Source organism: Luteimonas sp. FCS-9, from assembly GCF_001014645.1.
GTDB lineage: Bacteria > Pseudomonadota > Gammaproteobacteria > Xanthomonadales > Xanthomonadaceae > Luteimonas.
Map to the genome: position 1 here is coordinate 1 of NZ_LASZ01000033.1, position 16,504 is coordinate 16,504.

Here is a 16,504-nt window from a genome sequence, read left to right on the forward strand (position 1 = left end):
CCCAGCACCAGCAGCATGATTCCCTGCTCGGTCAGCGTATTCGCGCCATGGACCAGGTGCCAGAGCTCCTTGACGAACAGGAACACGTAGACGCACTGCGCGACGATCAGGCCCAGGTACAGCGGCAGCTGCAGCCAGCGCGAACCGAAGATGACGTAGGACAGCGGGTTGAGGCGCGGCGGCGCGGACAGCGGGGTCGACATGGGCGGGGGAGCCTGCGTGGGGTGCGCGGAGCGTAGCGACCGGCCATGACTTTGCCAATCGCCGGACAGTGCCCTCTCGACGCAAGCCCCCGGTAGGAGCGCGCTCGCGCGCGAAACGGCAGTCGGACACGGCACTGTCCACCCGGTTGGCCTGCTTGCCTGCGGCCTGCCCAGGCGGGGGCCGTTCGCTTGACGGGCCTCTACGCCGGGACCTGTTCGCTCGCGCTGTTCGCCTCGAGGCCTGTAGGAGCGCGCTTGCGCGCGACAGCATCCCGGCCAAAACCCCCTTCGCGCGCGAGCGCGCTCCTACAGCCGGAGGGCGCCGGGCGATTGACAGCGTTGTCAGTCGGCCGGTACAACGCATCCGCGGTGCCGTCCGGCATCGCTTCCGCGACTTGGGAGGGTCGAGGATGTCGCCGACGCGCGCCACGCACGGCCGGCGCGGTCTCCGCCGCGTCGGCCGCAAGCCCGGTTGCCCGCGTGCGCCGTCAGCGCGCGGCGGGGGACGTCATCGAGTACGGCGCCTCGGCGCCGATCCCCGGCCAGTCGCGGTTGGGCGCGGCCTGCATCGTGAAGCGCAGCTCGCCCCCGGCCAGGATCTCGTCGTGACGCAGGAACGCGCGCCGCAGCGGCTTGCCGTCGAGCGTGACCGCGCCGATGTAGCCGTGGCCGTCCGCCAGACCGTCGGCGACGACCGTGAAGCGCTTGCCGTTGGGCAGCTGGAGGCTGGCACGCGGCAGGAACGGACGGCCGATCACGTACTCGCCGCTGCCCGGCGCGACCGGGTAGAAGCCCAGCGCGGTGAACAGGTACCAGGCCGACATCTGACCGAGGTCGTCGTTGCCAGCCAGGCCGTCGGGCCGGTCGGCGTACTGGCTCTCCATGATCGCCCCGAGCCGGGCCTGCGTGCGCCAGGGCTGGCCGGCGTGCGCGTAGAGGTAGGCGACGTGGTGGCTGGGCTCGTTGCCGTGCGCGTACCAGCCGATCAGGCCGGTGATGTCCTCCATGTGCTCGAAGACCGCCGGGTCGACCTCGGCCTCGAACACCTTGTCGAGCCTGTCGAGCAGCGCGTCGGCGCCGCCGTGCGCGGCCGCCAGGCCGGCGACGTCGTGGGGCACGTACCACGAGTACTGCCAGGCGTTGCCCTCGGTGTAGTCGGTGCCGTAGCCGCTGGCGGTCGGGTCGAACGGCGTCCGGAAGCTGCCGTCGCGGTTCTTCGCACGCATGAAGCCGGTGCCCGGGTCGAAGGCGTTGCGCCAGTTCGCTGCGCGCCGCGCGAAATCCCGGGCGACCTCATCGCGCCCCATCGCCTGCGCCATGCGCGCGATCGTCCAGTCGCCGTAGGCGTATTCGAGCGTCTTCGAGGCGGCCTCGCCTTCCTCGTCGATCGGCACCCAGCCCAGTTCCATGTACTGGCCGATACCGTCGTAGGGCGCGTAGGACGCGCTGGCGACCATCGCACCGAGCGCGGCGTCGGCATCGAAGCCGCGGATGCCCTTCAGATACGCGTCGGCGATCACCGGCACCGCGTGGTAGCCGATCATCGTCCACGTCTCCTGCCCGTGGAACGACCACACCGGCAGGATGCCGTAGGGACTGCGGCGCCGGTGCGCGAGCAGCGAGTCGACGAAGTCGGCGTTGCGCTGCTCGGGCTGCACGATGGTCAGCAGCGGGTGCAGCGCGCGATAGGTGTCCCACAGCGAGAACGTCGAGTAGTGGGTGAAGCCGTCGGCGATGTGGATCGCCTGGTCCGGCCCGCGGTATCGCCCGTCGACGTCCATGAACAGCGTCGGGCCCAGCAGCGTGTGGTAGAGCGCGGTGTAGGCGCTGCGACGGTCGGCATCGGGCGCGTCGATGTCGAGGACCGACAGCGCCTGCGTCCACTGCGCCCGGGCATCGGCGTGCACGCGGTCGAAATCGAAACCGGGCACCTCGGCGTCGAGGTTGGCGATCGCGCCGGCCTCGTCGACGGACGAGATCGCGACCTTGACCACCAGCGGTGCGTCGAGCGAGCCGAAGTCGAAGGTGCCGACCAGCTGGCGGCCCTCGATCTGCGCACGGTCGCCAGGGCTGCGGTCGGCCGGCGGCGCGAAGCCCTTGTAGCGGATGTCGGTCTCGGTGTTGTGGAACGCATGGCCCTGCAACGGGCGCGAGAAGCGCATCGCGAAGTACAGCTGGCGGCCCGGCGCCCAGCCGCGGGTCTCGCGAAACCCCGTGATCGTACCGTCGGGCATGCGCCGCAGCCGCGACCACAGGATCTTGCCCGGGTAGTCGTACATCGACGTGCGCAGGTCCAGCAGCACGCGCGCGTCCTCGCCCGACGGGAAGGTGTAGCGGTGCACGCCGGCGCGCGCGCTGGCGGTGAGCTCGGCGCGCACGCGGTGGTCGTCGAGGGTGACCGCGTAGTAGCCCGGCTGCGCGACCTCGTCGTCGTGGCGGAAGCGCGAGGCGTAGCCGCTGCCGGGCCGGTCCGGGTCGCCGCGCTCCAGCGCCGCGGTCCCGGTCACCGGCATCAGCAGCACGTCGCCGAGGTCGGAATGGCCGGTGCCCGAGAAGTGGGTGTGCGAGAAGCCGACGATGCTGGTGTCGTCGTAGCGGTAGCCCGCGGCCCAGTCGTAGCCTTTCTCGCGCGGCTGGATGCGCGTGTCGGGACTGAGCTGGACCATGCCGAAGGGCACCGTCGCGCCGGGATAGGTGTGGCCCTCGCCGCCGGTACCGATGAACGGATCGACCGATCCGTACGCCTTCTCGCCCACGGCGCCCGGATCCGCCCATGCGGCGCCCGCGCCCAGCAACGCCCCCACCGCCATCGTCATCGCCGCCCCCAGCCTGGCCATCGCATCCCCGTTTGGATCGGTTCAATCGGCCCGACCCTAGCATCGCCCGGCAATTTCCGCATGCTGCGCTGCAAGATGCCGCCGGACGCGCCGTGCGTCAGCATGGCCAATCTTCAATCGGTTCAAAGGACGACCATGCCCGGCTCGCGGCGCGTGACGCTGGCCGACATCGCCGCGGCCTGCGGCCTGTCCAAGGCCACGGTCTCGCTGGTCCTGCGCGACAGCCCGCTGGTGCACGCCGACACCCGCGCGCGGGTCCGCGCCGAGCTCGACCGGCAGGGCTACGTCTACCACCGCGGCGCGGCCAGCCTGCGGCGCGCGGGCGCGGCGAACGCGGTGGCGCTGGTGGTCAACGACCTCGCCAACCCGTTCTTCGCCGAGTTCGCCGCCGGCGTCGACGCCGCGCTGGCCGAGGCCGGCCACGTGCTGCTGCTGGGCAGCACCGGCGAGTCGGTCGAGCGCCAGCAGGCGGTGCTCGCCTCGCTGGTCGAGCACGACCCGGCCGCGCTGATCCTCTCGCCGGCCGAGCACAGCGACGGCGCGCGGCTGCGGCGCCTGCTCGGTCCTCGCCTGCCGGTGCTGGTGTTCAACCGCGCGCTCGGCGACGGCGGCGACGCGCACTGGGACTACCTGGCGCTCGACAACCGCGCCGGCGCGCGGCTGGCGACCGCGCACCTGCTCGCGCAGGGCCATCGCGCGATCGCGTTCTTCGGCGGCCATCGCGATTCGAGCTCCTGCGACGAACGCCGCGCCGGCTACCGCGACGCGCTGGCCGCGGCCGGCATCGCGCCCGATCCCGGCTGGCTGGTCGAATGCGCACCGACGCGGCTGGAGGCCGCGCGCCAGACGCCCGCGCTGTTCGCGCGCGACCCCGCGCCGACCGCGGCGGTCTGCTACAACGACGCCGTCGCGCTCGGGCTGATGGTCGGCCTGGCCGGCTGCGGTCGCCGCGCCGGCGCCGATTTCGCGGTCGTCGGCTTCGACGACATCGCCGAGGCCGCGTGCAGCGCGCCGCCGCTGACGACCGTCGCCGCCGACCCGCGCGCCCGCGGCCTGGACGCCGCCCGCCTGGTGCTGGCACGCCTGCGCGGCGAGGCCGCGGCCCCCGCCCGCCACATCGCCCCCGTGACGCTGCGCGTCCGCGCCAGCAGTCCTCCCCTCAACGTACCGCCGCAGGCCACCGGAGCCGACGCATGAGCACACCCCGTCCTACGATGTCCAACACCGCCGCGATCGCGGTGGTGAGCCTGATCTTCCTGACCTGGGGCGGCTTGACCAGCCTCAACGACGTGCTGATCCCGCATCTCAAAGCCGTGTTCTCGATGAACTACGTGCAGACGCTGCTGATCCAGTTCACGTTCTTCGGCGCGTACTTCCTGATGTCGATCCCGGCCGGCGCCGTGGTCTCGCGCATCGGCTACAAGGCCAGCATCGTGGTCGGCCTGCTGGTGGCCGCGGCGGGCGCGGCGCTGTTCTTCCCGGCCGCGCGCCTGCCCTCGTACGGCCTGTTCCTGACCGCGCTGTTCGTGCTGGCCTCGGGCATCACGTTGCTGCAGGTGTCCGCCAATCCCTACATCGCGCTGCTCGGCTCGCCCGAGTCCTCGCACAGCCGGCTGACGTTCGCGCAGGCGCTCAACTCGTTCGGCACGACCGCGTTCCCGTACTTCATCGGCCCGCTGATCCTGGCGGGCACGGTGCTCGGCGCGGACCAGATCGCCGCGATGCCCGTCGCCGAGCAGATCGCCTATCGCGCCGCCGAGGCGCGTTCGGTCGAGATGCCCTACCTGATGCTGGCCGGCGGCCTGCTGCTGGCGGTGTTCGTGGTGACGATGCGGATCCCGTCGCTGCGCGCCGAAGGCGCGTCGACCCGGGACCCGCACACCTACCGCGAGGCGCTCGCGCACCCGCATCTGCGCTGGGGCGTGCTCGGCATCTTCATGTACGTCGGCGCGGAGGTCGCGATCGGCAGCTTCCTGATCAACTACATGGCCGAGGCGTCGATCGGCGGCCTGGCCGAAGCGGAGGCCTCCAAGTACCTGGCCTGGTACTGGGGCGGTGCGATGGTGGGTCGCTTCATCGGCGCGGCGCTGATGACGAAGATCGACGCACGCAAGCTGCTCGCGTTCGCGGCGGTCATGGTCTGCGTGCTGCTGGCCGTGACGATGACCACCAGCGGCCGCGTCGCGATGTGGAGCGCGCTGGCGATCGGCCTGTTCAACTCGATCATGTTCCCGACCATCTTCACCACCGCGATCGAGCGCCTGGGCACGCTGACCAGCAAGGCGTCCAGCCTGCTGGTGATGGCGATCGTCGGCGGTGCGCTCGTCCCGCTGGTGCAGGCGGCGTTCGCCGACGGCATCGGCATCCAGCATTCGTTCCTGGTCCCGCTGGCCTGTTACGTCTACATCATCTGGTACGGGCTGCGCGGCTCGCGCCTGCGCGGCGACGCGCTCATGGCGGCCGACACGCCGGCACCGCGCCCGGGCGCGATGCACTGATGGGCACCACCGGCGACACCATCGCCTGCTTCGGCGAGGCACTGATCGATTTCCGCGCCGAGCCGGGCCCGGCCGGCCAGCCCCGGCGCTTCGTCGAGCAGCCCGGCGGTGCCCCGGCGAACGTCGCCGTCGGCATCGCCGCGCTCGGCGGGACGGCGCGCTTCATCGGCATGCTGGCGCAGGACATGTTCGGCGACACGCTGGCGGCGGCGCTGCGGCAGCGCGGCGTCGACACCTCGCAGGTCCGGCGCACCGACGCCGCGCCGACGGCGCTGGCGTTCGTCTCGCTCGCCGACGACGGCGAGCGCAGCTTCAGTTTCTACCGGCCGCCGGCGGCGGACCTGCTGTTTCGCGAAGACGATTTCGCCGACGACGCGTTCGCCGACGTCGCGGCGCTCCACGCCTGCTCCAACAGCCTGACCGAGCCCGACATCGCGCAGGCGACGCTGCACGGCATGGCGCAGGCCGCGCGTGCCGGCGCGCTGGTGAGCTTCGACCTCAACCTGCGCCCGGCGCTGTGGCCGCGCGGCGTCGATCCGACGCCGACGCTGTGGCGCGCGCTCGAACGCGCCGACCTGGTGAAGCTCAGCACCGACGAACTGGCGTTCCTGGCCGGCGACGGCGACCGGGACGCGACGATCGCGCGCATCCTCGGCGCGGCGTCGGCGCTCGTCGTCACGGATGGCGCCGCGCCGATCCGCTGGTGGTCGCGCAACGGCGCCGGCTCCGCGCCGACGTTCGCGGTCGCGCCGGTCGACACCACCGCCGCCGGCGATGCCTTCGTCGCCGGGCTGCTGTGGCGGCTGGCCGCGCGCGCGGTCGACGCCCGGGGCCTGGGCGCCGCATTCGACGACGATGCGCTGCGCGCCGACCTGCTGGCGCACGCCGCGGCGGCCGGTGCGCTGGCCACCACCCGACACGGCGCGTTCGACGCGATGCCCGCGCACGACGCCGTCGACCGCCTGCTCGAGACCGCCCGATGACCCTGCCTGCGACACCCGTCCCCGACTTCACCGATCCCGGGGTCCTGCGCGCCCACATCGCCGACACGATGGCGTTCTACCGCCCGCGCGCGCTCGATCCGGATGGCGGGTTCTTCCACTACTTCCGCGACGACGGCACGGTCTACGACCGCAGCCATCGACACCTGGTCAGCAGCACCCGCTTCGTCTACGACTTCGCGATGGCGGCGGCCGAGTTCGCCGACACGCCACACGCCGACGGCGACCGCGCCGCGGCCCTGCACGGCCTGCGCTTCCTGGGCGAGGCGCATCGCGATCCGGCGAGCGGCGGCTACGCCTGGACGCTGCGCGACGGCGTGCCCGAGGACCGCACGCATCACAGCTATGGGCTGGCCTTCGTGCTGCTGGCGCAGGCGAGCGCGCGCAAGGCCGGCCTCGACACCGTGGCCGGCATGGACGAGACCTGGGACCTGCTCGAGCGGCACGCCTGGGACCCGACGCACGGCCTGTACCGCGACGAGGCCGACGCGCACTGGCGCTATGCGCCCTACCGCGGCCAGAACGCGAACATGCACCTGTGCGAGGCGCTGATCGCCGCGCACGAGGCCGGCGGCGACGACCGCTACCTGGCGCGCGCGCTGACGCTCGCCGACCACATGACCCGGCGCCAGGCCGCGCTGTCGGGCGGGCTGGTGTGGGAACACTGGCACGCGGACTGGTCGGTCGACTGGGACTACCACCGCGACGATCCCAGGCATCTGTTCCGCCCCTGGGGCTTCCAGCCCGGCCACCAGGTCGAATGGGCCAAGCTGCTGCTGTCGCTGCGCGCGCACCTGGGCGCCGGCGCGCCCGACTGGCTGCTGCCGACCGCGCGCCATCTCTACGACGCCGCGCTGGCCCATGGCTGGGACGACGCGCACGGCGGCATCGTCTACGGCTTCGCGCCGGACGCGCTGCGCGACGCCTCGCCCGCGCCCGGCGCGCCGCCGCCGGACCTGGCGAGCGCGCCGATGTTCTGGTGCGACGACGACAAGTACTTCTGGGTACAGGCCGAGGCCATCGCGGCCGCCTGGCGGCTGTTCGACGCGACCGGCGAGGCGCGCTACCGCGACGACTACCTGCGCCTGTGGGACTACGCCTGGCGGCATTTCGTCGACCACGCGCACGGCGCCTGGTACCGGATCCTCGACCGGCACAACCGCAAGGTCGACGACCTCAAGAGCCCGGCCGGCAAGACCGACTACCACACAATGGGCGCCTGCCACGACGTGCTCGCGGTGATGCGCGGCACCCACGCCACGCGTCTCGCACGCTAGCCGCCGGCCCCGTCCCCCGGCGTGCGCGGCACGAACGGCAGCGTGTTGTGCGCATGGGTGGCCGCGATCGCCGCGTGGCCGACCGCGACCGAGATCTGGTTGAGGCCGCTGACGACGTCGCCGACGGCATACAGCCCGGGGACGCGCGTCTGCTGGTGCGCATCGACCTCCAGCGCACCGCTGCCGTCGCTGTCCAGGCCCAACCCGGTCGGCAGCGACGGCCCGCCCTCGTAGCCCAGGTACGGGTAGACGGTGTCGAAGCGATGCACGTCGCCGTCGGGCGTGCGGTAGTGGCAGTGCTCGCCATCGAATTCGAGCGTCCCGCCGGGCGGCAACAGCGTCGCGCCGAGCGCGCGGGCCCGATCGATGGCCGGGTGCGCGAGGTCGTCGTCGGACGGCAGCAGCGTGATGCGCGCCGAGTAACTGCGCAGGAATTCGGCGTGCCCGCCGATCTGCGCGCCCGGCCCGTAGACCGCGATCGCCTGGTCGCTGGCCTCGTAGGCGTCGCAGATCGCGCACAGGCGCAGCGCGCCGCAGGCGATCGCCTCCTCCGCCCACGGCACCTCGGGCAGCCGGTCGGCGAGCCCGGTCGCCAAGATCACCTTGTGCGCGCGCCAGCGGCGGCCGGCAGCGGCGACGACGAACGTCTCGCCCTCGCAGGCGATCGCGTCCACACAGCCAGTGGTGACGTCGACCTCGAACGCGTCGGCCTGCTCGCGCATGCGCCGCAGCAGCCCGGTGCCCGACACGCCCTGCGGAAAGCCCGGGCAATTGTGGCTCTCGGGAATGTAGCGGGCGCGGCTGCGACCGGCATCGATGACGACCACGCTGCGCAGGAACCGGCGCAGGTAGGTCGCGGCGGTCAGCCCGGCCGGCCCGCCGCCCACGATCGCCACGTCCACGTCCTGGATCATCTGCATCCTCCGGATGGGCCGTCGAGCCTGGGCGCGGCCGCGTGCAGCGGCGGTGAGCGCCCGCCGAGGCCACGGCGCCACGCAGGCGGCGCGACGCAGGTTGACAACGCTGTCAGTCTCGCCTCCAATGCAGCCTGGCCCACGGCCTGCCCGCAGGCGTGCGCTGCCCACAATTCGATCGACCATTCGTGAGATCCCTTGGGAGGGGAAGATCCATGAAGCCATTCCGTGCCGCTCCGAAGCAGCGGCTGCTGACGTCCGCCCTGCTGCTCGCCATCGCCTCGCCGGCGCTCGCCCAGGTCGCCGACCCGCCGTCCGACGCCACCGAACTCGACGCCGTCGTCGTGACCGGCATCCGCGGCAGCCTGACCTCGTCGATGAACCTCAAGCGCGATTCGCAGGGCATCGTCGACGGCATCGTCGCCGAGGACATCGGCAAGTTCCCCGACACCAACCTGGCCGAATCGCTGCAGCGCATCTCGGGCGTGTCGATCGACCGCTCGATGGGCGAGGGGTCCAAGGTCACCGTCCGCGGCGTGGGCCCGGACTTCAACCTGGTGCTGCTCAATGGCCGGCAAATGCCCGCTTCGAGCATTGAGGCGACCAATGCGTCCAATTCGCGCGCATTCGATTTCGCCAACCTCGCCTCCGAGTCGATTTCCGGCATCGAGGTGTTCAAGACCAGTCGCGCGGCCACGCCCACTGGTGGTATCGGCGCGACGATCAACATCAAGACAGGTCGCCCGCTGGACATGGGCGAACTGATCAGCGTCGGCATGAAGGCAGTGCACGACACGTCGTCCGAGAATCTCCCCAAGAGCATGCGCGGCGATTCGGCCACGGGGGAGATGTCGGGCATCTTCAGCAACGTCTTCGCCGACGGAAAGCTCGGCGTTTCGGTCAGCGCGAGCTACCAGGAGCGCGACTCGGGCTACAACGAAGCAGCCGTGGGTGGTGGCTGGTACGCATTCCCGGGCAACGAAGGCCCGCTCGCGCTGCCCGGCCCGGCCGCCAACGCGACCAATCCCCCGGGCGCCGGTGATATCTACTCGGTGCCGCAGAACTTGATTTATGCGCTCAACGGCATCCAGCGCCAGCGCACCAACGCGCAGGGCACGTTGCAGTACGCACCCAACGACCGCATCACTGCCACGCTCGACTACACGTACTCGGAGAACCGCATCCAGCAACAGCGCCACGAGTTGTCAACCTGGTTCAATCAGGCGGCCTCGCGGACGTCGTGGACGGACGGCCCGATCGCTGCCCCCACCTCGTACACCGAGTTCATCGACTTCCAGACCGTCGACGGTGTGCTCGAGGGCAGCGACCTGGCGATGGCCGGCTCGCAGTTCGCAACCAAGAACGAGAACAAGTCCCTCGGCTTCAATGTCGCCTGGGAAGTGACGGACAGCCTCGACCTGGAGTTCGACTACCACTCCTCAAGCGCGGAATCGGGCGCAGACAGCCCGTGGGGCTCGAACAACGTGATCGGCGCGGCCGCCTTCGTACGCGGCAACACGACGGTCGACTTCAGCGGTGACTTCCCCGTTCTCGGCGTGCAGCTTCCGCCAGGCATGAGCCGCGTGGGCGCCGACCGGATGATGGTCACCGGGTCGTCCTTCCGCAACAGCTACATGAAGTCGGAGGTGGAGCAGGGGCAGGTTCGAGGCAGGTTCCGGTTCGGCGACTACTCCAGCCTGCAGTTCGGTGCGGCATTCACCGAAGTCGACAACCGCACGGCCTACAGCTTCACACAGCGCGACGACTGGGGCGGCTTCGGCAACCGGGCCGGCGACTACGCTGATGATCTGTGGATCGCCGACGACATGAGTCGCTACTTCGACCAGTTCCCCGGCAGCGGCGAGATGTTCGGCCAGTTCTATCTGTTCGACTTCGGGCGGGTCCGCGACGCCGCCATTGCCGCGCGTGGCGGCGATGTCTCCGCATATCTGCCGCCCGACGAGTTCAGCACCGATCGACGCGCGACCGAGAAGTCCAAGAGCGCCTACGTGCAGTGGAACAACACCTGGGACCTGGCGATGCCGCTTCACGCATCGGTCGGCGTCCGCTACGAGGAAACGGACGTCACCTCGCGGGCACTGGTGCCGATCGCCACAGGTATGACCTGGACCGGCGAGAACGAATTCGCGGTGCAGTTCGGTGATCCTGACTTCACCGAACTGCGCGGCAGCTACGACTATTGGCTGCCCAGCGTCGACCTGAGCCTTGAGGTCACCGACGAGCTGGTCGTGCGCGCCAGCTATGGCCACAGCATCGGCCGGCCGCAGTGGAACCATATCCAGGGCGGTCAGACGCTCGACTCGTTCGCAGCCTTCGAGGGCGGCACCGGCTCGCAGGGCGACCCGGGGCTGCGCCCGCTCGAGTCGAAGAACTTCGACCTGTCGGTCGAGTGGTACTACGGCGAGTCGAGCTACGTTTCGGTGGGCTGGTTCCGCAAGGACATCGACAACTACATCGGCACGTCGGTGGTCGAGATCTCGCCGTTCGACATCCGCACGCCGGTCGGCGGCGCCTACTACAACCAGGCCGTCGCTGCCGGCTGCACGCCCGGCGCGACCGCGTTCCGCCGCTGCGTACGCGAGTACATCTTCGACAACTTCGCCGGCGCGCCCGGCGTGGACGAGGCCAACAACACGATCGAAGGGCAGCCGGGCGATCCGCTGGCCGTGTTCCGTGTCAGCGTTCCGGTCAACAAGGAGTCCTCCTCGCTCGACGGCTGGGAGATCAGTGCACAGCACGTCTTCGGCGAGAGCGGATTCGGGCTGGCCGCCAACTACACCATCGTCGACTCCGACCTCATCTACGACAACTACAACCTGGGCGATCAGTTCGCACTGGTGGGGCTGAGCGATTCGGCCAACCTCGTTGCGTTCTACGACAAGGGGCCGTGGCAGGTCCGTGCGGCCTACAACTGGCGCGACAAGTTCCTGTCCAGCACCTATGACAGCTGGCGTCCGAATCCGGTGTATGTCGAAGACTACGGTCAGCTGGATCTCAACATCAGCTACCAGGTCAGCGACAACTTCACGATCCACGCCGAGGCGATCAACCTGACCGACGAGACCATGCGTTCGCATGGCCGCCACGAGCGTCAGGTGTTCTACGCGACCCAGACCGGGCCGCGCTACATGTTCGGGTTCCGCTACAAGTTCTGATCTGCTCTCCCGCCTCCGGCCACCTGGCCGGAGGCGGGCTACTCGAACGCGGCATCGACCTGCAGCGTCTGGACTATGCTGCGATCGGACCGTTGCCTACGACTATCGATGCCTGAGATGTCCGCCATCGCCGGGCGCATTCCCGATGCCGCCCCAGACCTGCCGCTCGCGCAGGCCGTGCGCGAAGATGCCCCGCTGGTCCTGCGCGGCCGTTTCGCCGACTGGCCGCTGGTCCGGGCCTCGCGCCATTCCAGCCGCGAAGCCGCCGCCTACCTACGCCGGTTTGCCAACGACGCCATGCTCGCTAACGCGATGACTGCGCCGGCCTCCGAGCGCGGCCGCATCGGCTACGGCCCCGACCTGCAGGAATTCAATTTCCGACGCGAGCAGGTGCCGCTGACTGTGGCGCTCAACACCCTCGTCAAGTATCTCGACGCCCCCGACCCGCCGATGATCTACCTCGGCGCGACCACCCTCGACACGTTCCTGCCCGGCTTGCGGGCCGAACATCCACTCGCGCTCGGCGTGGACGATCCGCTGGCAAGCATCTGGATCGGCAACCGCACGCGCGTGCCCGCCCACCAGGACCTGCCCGAGAACCTCGCCTGCGTCTGCGCCGGCCGGCGGCGGGTGACGCTGCTGCCGCCCGACCAGTTGGCCAATCTCTACGTCGGCCCGCTCGACGTCACCCCGGCAGGGCAGCCGGTCAGCCTGGTGGATTTCGCCGCGCCCGACCTCGCGCGCTTCCCGCGTTTCGCCGAGGCGATGCGCCATGCCCGCACGGCGGTCCTGGAGCCGGGCGACGCGGTCTTCATCCCCAGCATGTGGTGGCACCACATGGAGGCCCTCGACGGCTTCAACGTCCTGATCAACTACTGGTGGCGGCGCACGCCGGATTGGATGGAGACGCCGATGAACGCGCTGATGCATGCGCTGCTGTCGATCCGCGACCTGCCCGCCGACCAGCGCGCGACCTGGCGGGAGATCTTCCGGCACTACGTGTTCGAGCCGGGCCCCGCGACGGTCGACCACATCCCCGAAGCGGCCCGCGGCGTGCTCGCGCCGTTCGACGACGCCCGCGCGGCGACGATCCGGGCGCGGCTGCGCGAGCGCCTGTCGCGTTGAGCCGCACCGGCACGTGATGCGCCGATCCTGACCACCAGGCACCCTGTTTCTGCCTCTACCATCGCCCGCGATCGCCACAAGCGCCAGGAACGGCGGCACACCGATCGAACACCCCACCACACACGACGAAGGCGCGATCCACGGACCGCGCCTTCGCCCGGGGCCGACCAGAACCGCGCCGTCAGCCTTCCATCTGCTCCAGTGCCTTGCCCTTGGTCTCGTGCACGAACTTCAGCACGAAGCCCACCGACACGAACGCGGCGACCATGTAGATCGCGTACGTCGAGGCCAGGCCGAAGCCGGCCAGCAGCACCGGGAACGACATCGTGATCGCGAAGTTCGAGGTCCACTGCGCGGCGCCGGCCACCGCCAGGCCCGAGCCGCGGATCTGGTTGGGGAACATCTCGCCGAGCATGACCCACATCACCGGGCCCCAGGACATGTTGAAGAACACCACATAGGCATTCGCGGCGACCAGCGCGACCGTGCCCATGCCCTCGGGCAGCTGCAGGTGCCCGTCGACCAGCGCGCCGCTTGCGAACACCCAGGTCAGTACCGCCAGCGACACCGCCATGCCGAGCGAGCCGATCCACAGCAGCGGCTTGCGGCCGATGCGGTCGATCAGCACCACCGTGACCAGGCAGGCGCCGATGCTCAGCGCACCCGACAGCACGTTGATCAGCAGCGCGTCGCTCTCCGAGAACCCAACCGCCTGCCACAGCACCGCGCCGTAGTAGAACACCACGTTGATGCCGACCAGCTGCTGGAACGTCGCCAGGCCGATGCCGACCCAGACGATCGGGCGGATCCGCCCGGTGGCCTTGTTGACCAGGTCCGACAGCCGCGGCCGGTGCTGGTCGGCGGCCAGCGAGCGCTCGATCTCGCCCAGCGTCGCCTGCGCCTGTACCGGGCCGTACAGCCGCGACAGCACCGCGAGCGCCTCGTCGCGACGCCGCTTGACCACCAGGTAGCGCGGGCTCTCGGGGATCAGCATCAACAGCGCGAAGAACAACAGCGACGGGATCGCCATCATCCAGAACATCCAGCGCCATGCCGGCGCGCCCAGCCACAGCGCCTCGGTCGAGGCGCCGGCGGTCCGCGCCAGCAGGTAGTTGCTCAGGAACGCGGCGAACAGACCGGAGATGATCGCGATCTGCTGCACCGTCGCCAGCCGGCCGCGGTAGCGCGCCGGCGCGACCTCGGCGATGTAGGCCGGCGACATCACGCTGGCCGCGCCGACCGCGAAGCCGCCGAGCACGCGTGCGGCGATGAACACCAGCGAGCTGCCCGCCGCGCCCGAGCCCACAGCCGAGAGCAGGAACAGCACCGCCGAGATAATCAGCACGCTGCGCCGCCCCCAGCGGTCGGCGAGCCGGCCGGCGAAGAACGCGCCGATCGCGCAGCCCAGCAGCATCGAGGCGACCTCGAAGCCCAGCGCGGCCTTGCTCGAGCCGAACGCCTGCTGCAGGCCGTCGACGGTGCCGTTGATGACGCCGCTATCGAAGCCGAACAGAAAGCCGCCGATCGTGGCGACGCAGCTGATCAGGACGATGAAGCGGGTGTTCTCGGCGGCGTGCGCGGACGCGTCGCCGGCGATGCTTGGACTGCTCATGTCGGATTCCCCGTGGATGGTGCGTGCCGCGCGCGGCCGGATCACCGCGCGCCGCCCTGGGCTCAGCGCAGAAGATACTGGTTCAGCAGGTTCTCGTAAGCCTCCTGCCGGCCGCTGCGCTGCTGCGGCTCGCCGGCCTTGCCCGCGATCGCATGCAGATCGGCCAGCGACAGCCGGCCCTGTTCGAACGCCTGGCCATCGCCGCCGTCGAAGCTCGCGTAGCGGTCCTTCCGCCACTGCTCCCACGGCGACTCGTTCAGCAGCGCATGGGCCACTTCGAGCCCGCGCGCGAACGCGTCCATGCCACCGATGTGCGCGATGAACAGGTCGGCCATGTCCGTCGACTCGCGCCGCGGCTTGGCATCGAAGTTCAGCCCGCCTTCCAGCCCGCCCTGGCGCAGCACCACCAGCATCGCGCCCACCGTGTCGTACAGATCGGTCGGGAACTGGTCGGTGTCCCAGCCGTTCTGCGCATTGCCCCGGTTCGCGTCGATGCTCCCCAGCAGCCCATGGTCGGCCGCCACCTGCAGGTCGTGCTCGAACGTGTGGCCCGACAGCGTCGCGTGGTTGGCCTCGATGTTGAGCTTGAAGTCCTTGTCCAGTCCGTGCGCTTTGAGGAATCCAGCGCAGGTCGCGCTGTCGAAGTCGTACTGGTGCTTCATCGGCTCCATCGGCTTAGGCTCGATCAGGAAGTTGCCCTTGAGCCCGATGCTGCGCCCGTAGTCGCGCGCCATCGTCAGGAACCGGGCAAAGTGCGCCAGCTCGCGCTGCATGTCGGTGTTGTGCAGGCTGGCGTAGCCTTCGCGCCCGCCCCAGAACACGTAGTGCTCGCCGCCCAGTTCGACGGTGGCTTCCAGCGCGGCCTTGACCTGCACCGCCGCGCGCGCGACCACCGCGAAGTCCGGGTTCGTCGCCGCGCCGTTCATGTAGCGCGGGTGGCTGAACAGGTTCGCCGTGCCCCACAGCAGTTGCATGCCGGTCGCCTGCTGGCGCTCCTTGGCCAGCGCGACCATGTGCTTGAGGTTCTGCTCGTACTGGCCGATGTCGTCGGCGTCGGGCGCCAGGTCCACGTCGTGGAAGCACCAGTACGGCACGCCGAGCTTGGTGAAGAACTCGAACGCGGCGTCGAGCTTGGCCTCGGCCGCAGCCAGCGGCGCGTCGCCGTCCCACGGGAAGCGCCGCGTGCCCGGCCCGAACGGGTCGGCACCGGCGTTGCAGAACGTGTGCCAGTAGCACACCGCGAAGCGCAGGTGCTCGGCCATCGTCCTGTCGCCGATTTTCCGGTTCGCGTCGTAGACCTTGAACGCCAGCGGGTTGTCGGAATCGCGGCCCTCGAAGGGGATCTGGCCGATGCCGGGGAAGTATTCCTGTGCGCCGATGAAGGGGGTCTTGGTCATGTGGGGGTCTCGTCTTGGTAAGGAACCGTAGGAGCGCGCTGGCGCGCGATGGGCATTCCAGGAAGGCCCGATCGCGCGCTAGCGCGCCCCTACAGAGGAGGCGATGAGGACGGCGCGGCGTACAGCGGCCGCACCGCGTCGAGGTGGTCGAGGAAGCGCCGGTAGGCCGCCTGGTAGGCCGGCGCACGCGCCGGATCGGGCGTGCAGGCCAGCGCCGGGTCGGTCGCGACGTGCGCGGCCGTCAGCGCCGCCATCGGCGTCGCATCGCCCTGCGCACGGCCCAGTGCCCACAGCGCCTGCAGCGCCGCGCCGAACGCCGCGCCCTCGCTTTGCGCCGGCACGTCCACCGGCAGCCCGAACACATCGGCGACCAGTTGCCGCCACGCCGCACTGTTGGCGCCGCCGCCGGTCAGCACGATGCGCTCGAACGCCATGCCCGCCGACACGAACGCGTCGTACCCGTA

The 16,504-nt window shown here is 70.4% G+C and carries 12 protein-coding genes; 6 read left to right on the plus strand and 6 right to left on the minus strand.

Annotated elements, in window-relative coordinates; all coding sequences use genetic code 11:
- Positions 1-203 (minus strand): YqhA family protein (locus tag WQ56_RS17025; RefSeq protein WP_047138335.1); only part of this gene is annotated, 203 nt, incomplete at its 3' end.
- Positions 204-691: 488 nt separating this feature from the next.
- Positions 692-3,013, minus strand: a complete 2,322-nt coding sequence (locus WQ56_RS17030; protein ID WP_231583454.1) for a GH92 family glycosyl hydrolase — start codon at positions 3,011-3,013, stop codon at positions 692-694.
- Between the two features lie 162 nt (positions 3,014-3,175).
- Here WQ56_RS17030 and WQ56_RS17035 point away from each other — a divergent pair, with 162 nt between their 5' ends.
- The 4 genes from WQ56_RS17035 to WQ56_RS17050 are packed head-to-tail and all read left to right on the plus strand — an operon-like array spanning position 3,176 to position 7,816.
- Positions 3,176-4,237 carry a LacI family DNA-binding transcriptional regulator gene (locus WQ56_RS17035; RefSeq protein WP_156170611.1) on the plus strand — a complete coding sequence of 354 codons (1,062 nt, stop codon included), beginning with the start codon at positions 3,176-3,178 and terminating at the stop codon, positions 4,235-4,237.
- A complete protein-coding gene (locus WQ56_RS17040) occupies positions 4,234-5,538 on the plus strand; it encodes a sugar MFS transporter (protein WP_047138337.1) in 1,305 nt (434 codons plus the stop codon). The genes WQ56_RS17035 and WQ56_RS17040 overlap by 4 nt, the downstream gene beginning before the upstream one ends.
- Positions 5,538-6,521 carry a carbohydrate kinase gene (locus WQ56_RS17045; RefSeq protein WP_047138338.1) on the plus strand — a complete coding sequence of 328 codons (984 nt, stop codon included), beginning with the start codon at positions 5,538-5,540 and terminating at the stop codon, positions 6,519-6,521. The genes WQ56_RS17040 and WQ56_RS17045 overlap by 1 nt, the downstream gene beginning before the upstream one ends.
- On the plus strand, positions 6,518-7,816 hold the full coding sequence (locus WQ56_RS17050) for an AGE family epimerase/isomerase (protein WP_047138339.1): 1,299 nt from the start codon (positions 6,518-6,520) through the stop codon (positions 7,814-7,816). Before WQ56_RS17045 ends, WQ56_RS17050 begins: the two co-directional genes overlap by 4 nt.
- Here WQ56_RS17050 and WQ56_RS17055 read toward each other — a convergent pair.
- Positions 7,813-8,730: an NAD(P)/FAD-dependent oxidoreductase gene (locus WQ56_RS17055; protein ID WP_047138346.1), complete on the minus strand. Its 918-nt coding sequence runs from the start codon at positions 8,728-8,730 to the stop codon at positions 7,813-7,815. The genes WQ56_RS17050 and WQ56_RS17055 overlap by 4 nt on opposite strands.
- A 215-nt stretch (positions 8,731-8,945) precedes the next feature.
- Between WQ56_RS17055 and WQ56_RS17060 the strand changes: the two genes are divergently transcribed.
- Together WQ56_RS17060 and WQ56_RS17065 are read left to right on the plus strand one after the other, a co-directional pair.
- A complete protein-coding gene (locus WQ56_RS17060) occupies positions 8,946-11,906 on the plus strand; it encodes a TonB-dependent receptor (protein ID WP_047138340.1) in 2,961 nt (986 codons plus the stop codon).
- Between the two features lie 117 nt (positions 11,907-12,023).
- On the plus strand, positions 12,024-13,031 hold the full coding sequence (locus tag WQ56_RS17065) for a cupin-like domain-containing protein (RefSeq protein WP_255350619.1): 1,008 nt from the start codon (positions 12,024-12,026) through the stop codon (positions 13,029-13,031).
- Between the two features lie 181 nt (positions 13,032-13,212).
- Here WQ56_RS17065 and WQ56_RS17070 read toward each other — a convergent pair whose 3' ends face one another.
- The 3 genes from WQ56_RS17070 to WQ56_RS17080 all read right to left on the minus strand — a co-directional run.
- Positions 13,213-14,643, minus strand: coding sequence for a sugar porter family MFS transporter (locus tag WQ56_RS17070; RefSeq protein WP_047138342.1), 1,431 nt, complete (start codon positions 14,641-14,643; stop codon positions 13,213-13,215).
- Positions 14,644-14,705: 62 nt separating this feature from the next.
- The gene (gene xylA, locus WQ56_RS17075) at positions 14,706-16,040 is read right to left on the minus strand and encodes a xylose isomerase (protein WP_047138343.1); all 1,335 of its coding nucleotides are present in this window, start codon (positions 16,038-16,040) and stop codon (positions 14,706-14,708) included.
- 89 nt (positions 16,041-16,129) lie between these two features.
- Positions 16,130-16,504 (minus strand): FGGY-family carbohydrate kinase (locus WQ56_RS17080; protein ID WP_047138344.1); only part of this gene is annotated, 375 nt, incomplete at its 5' end.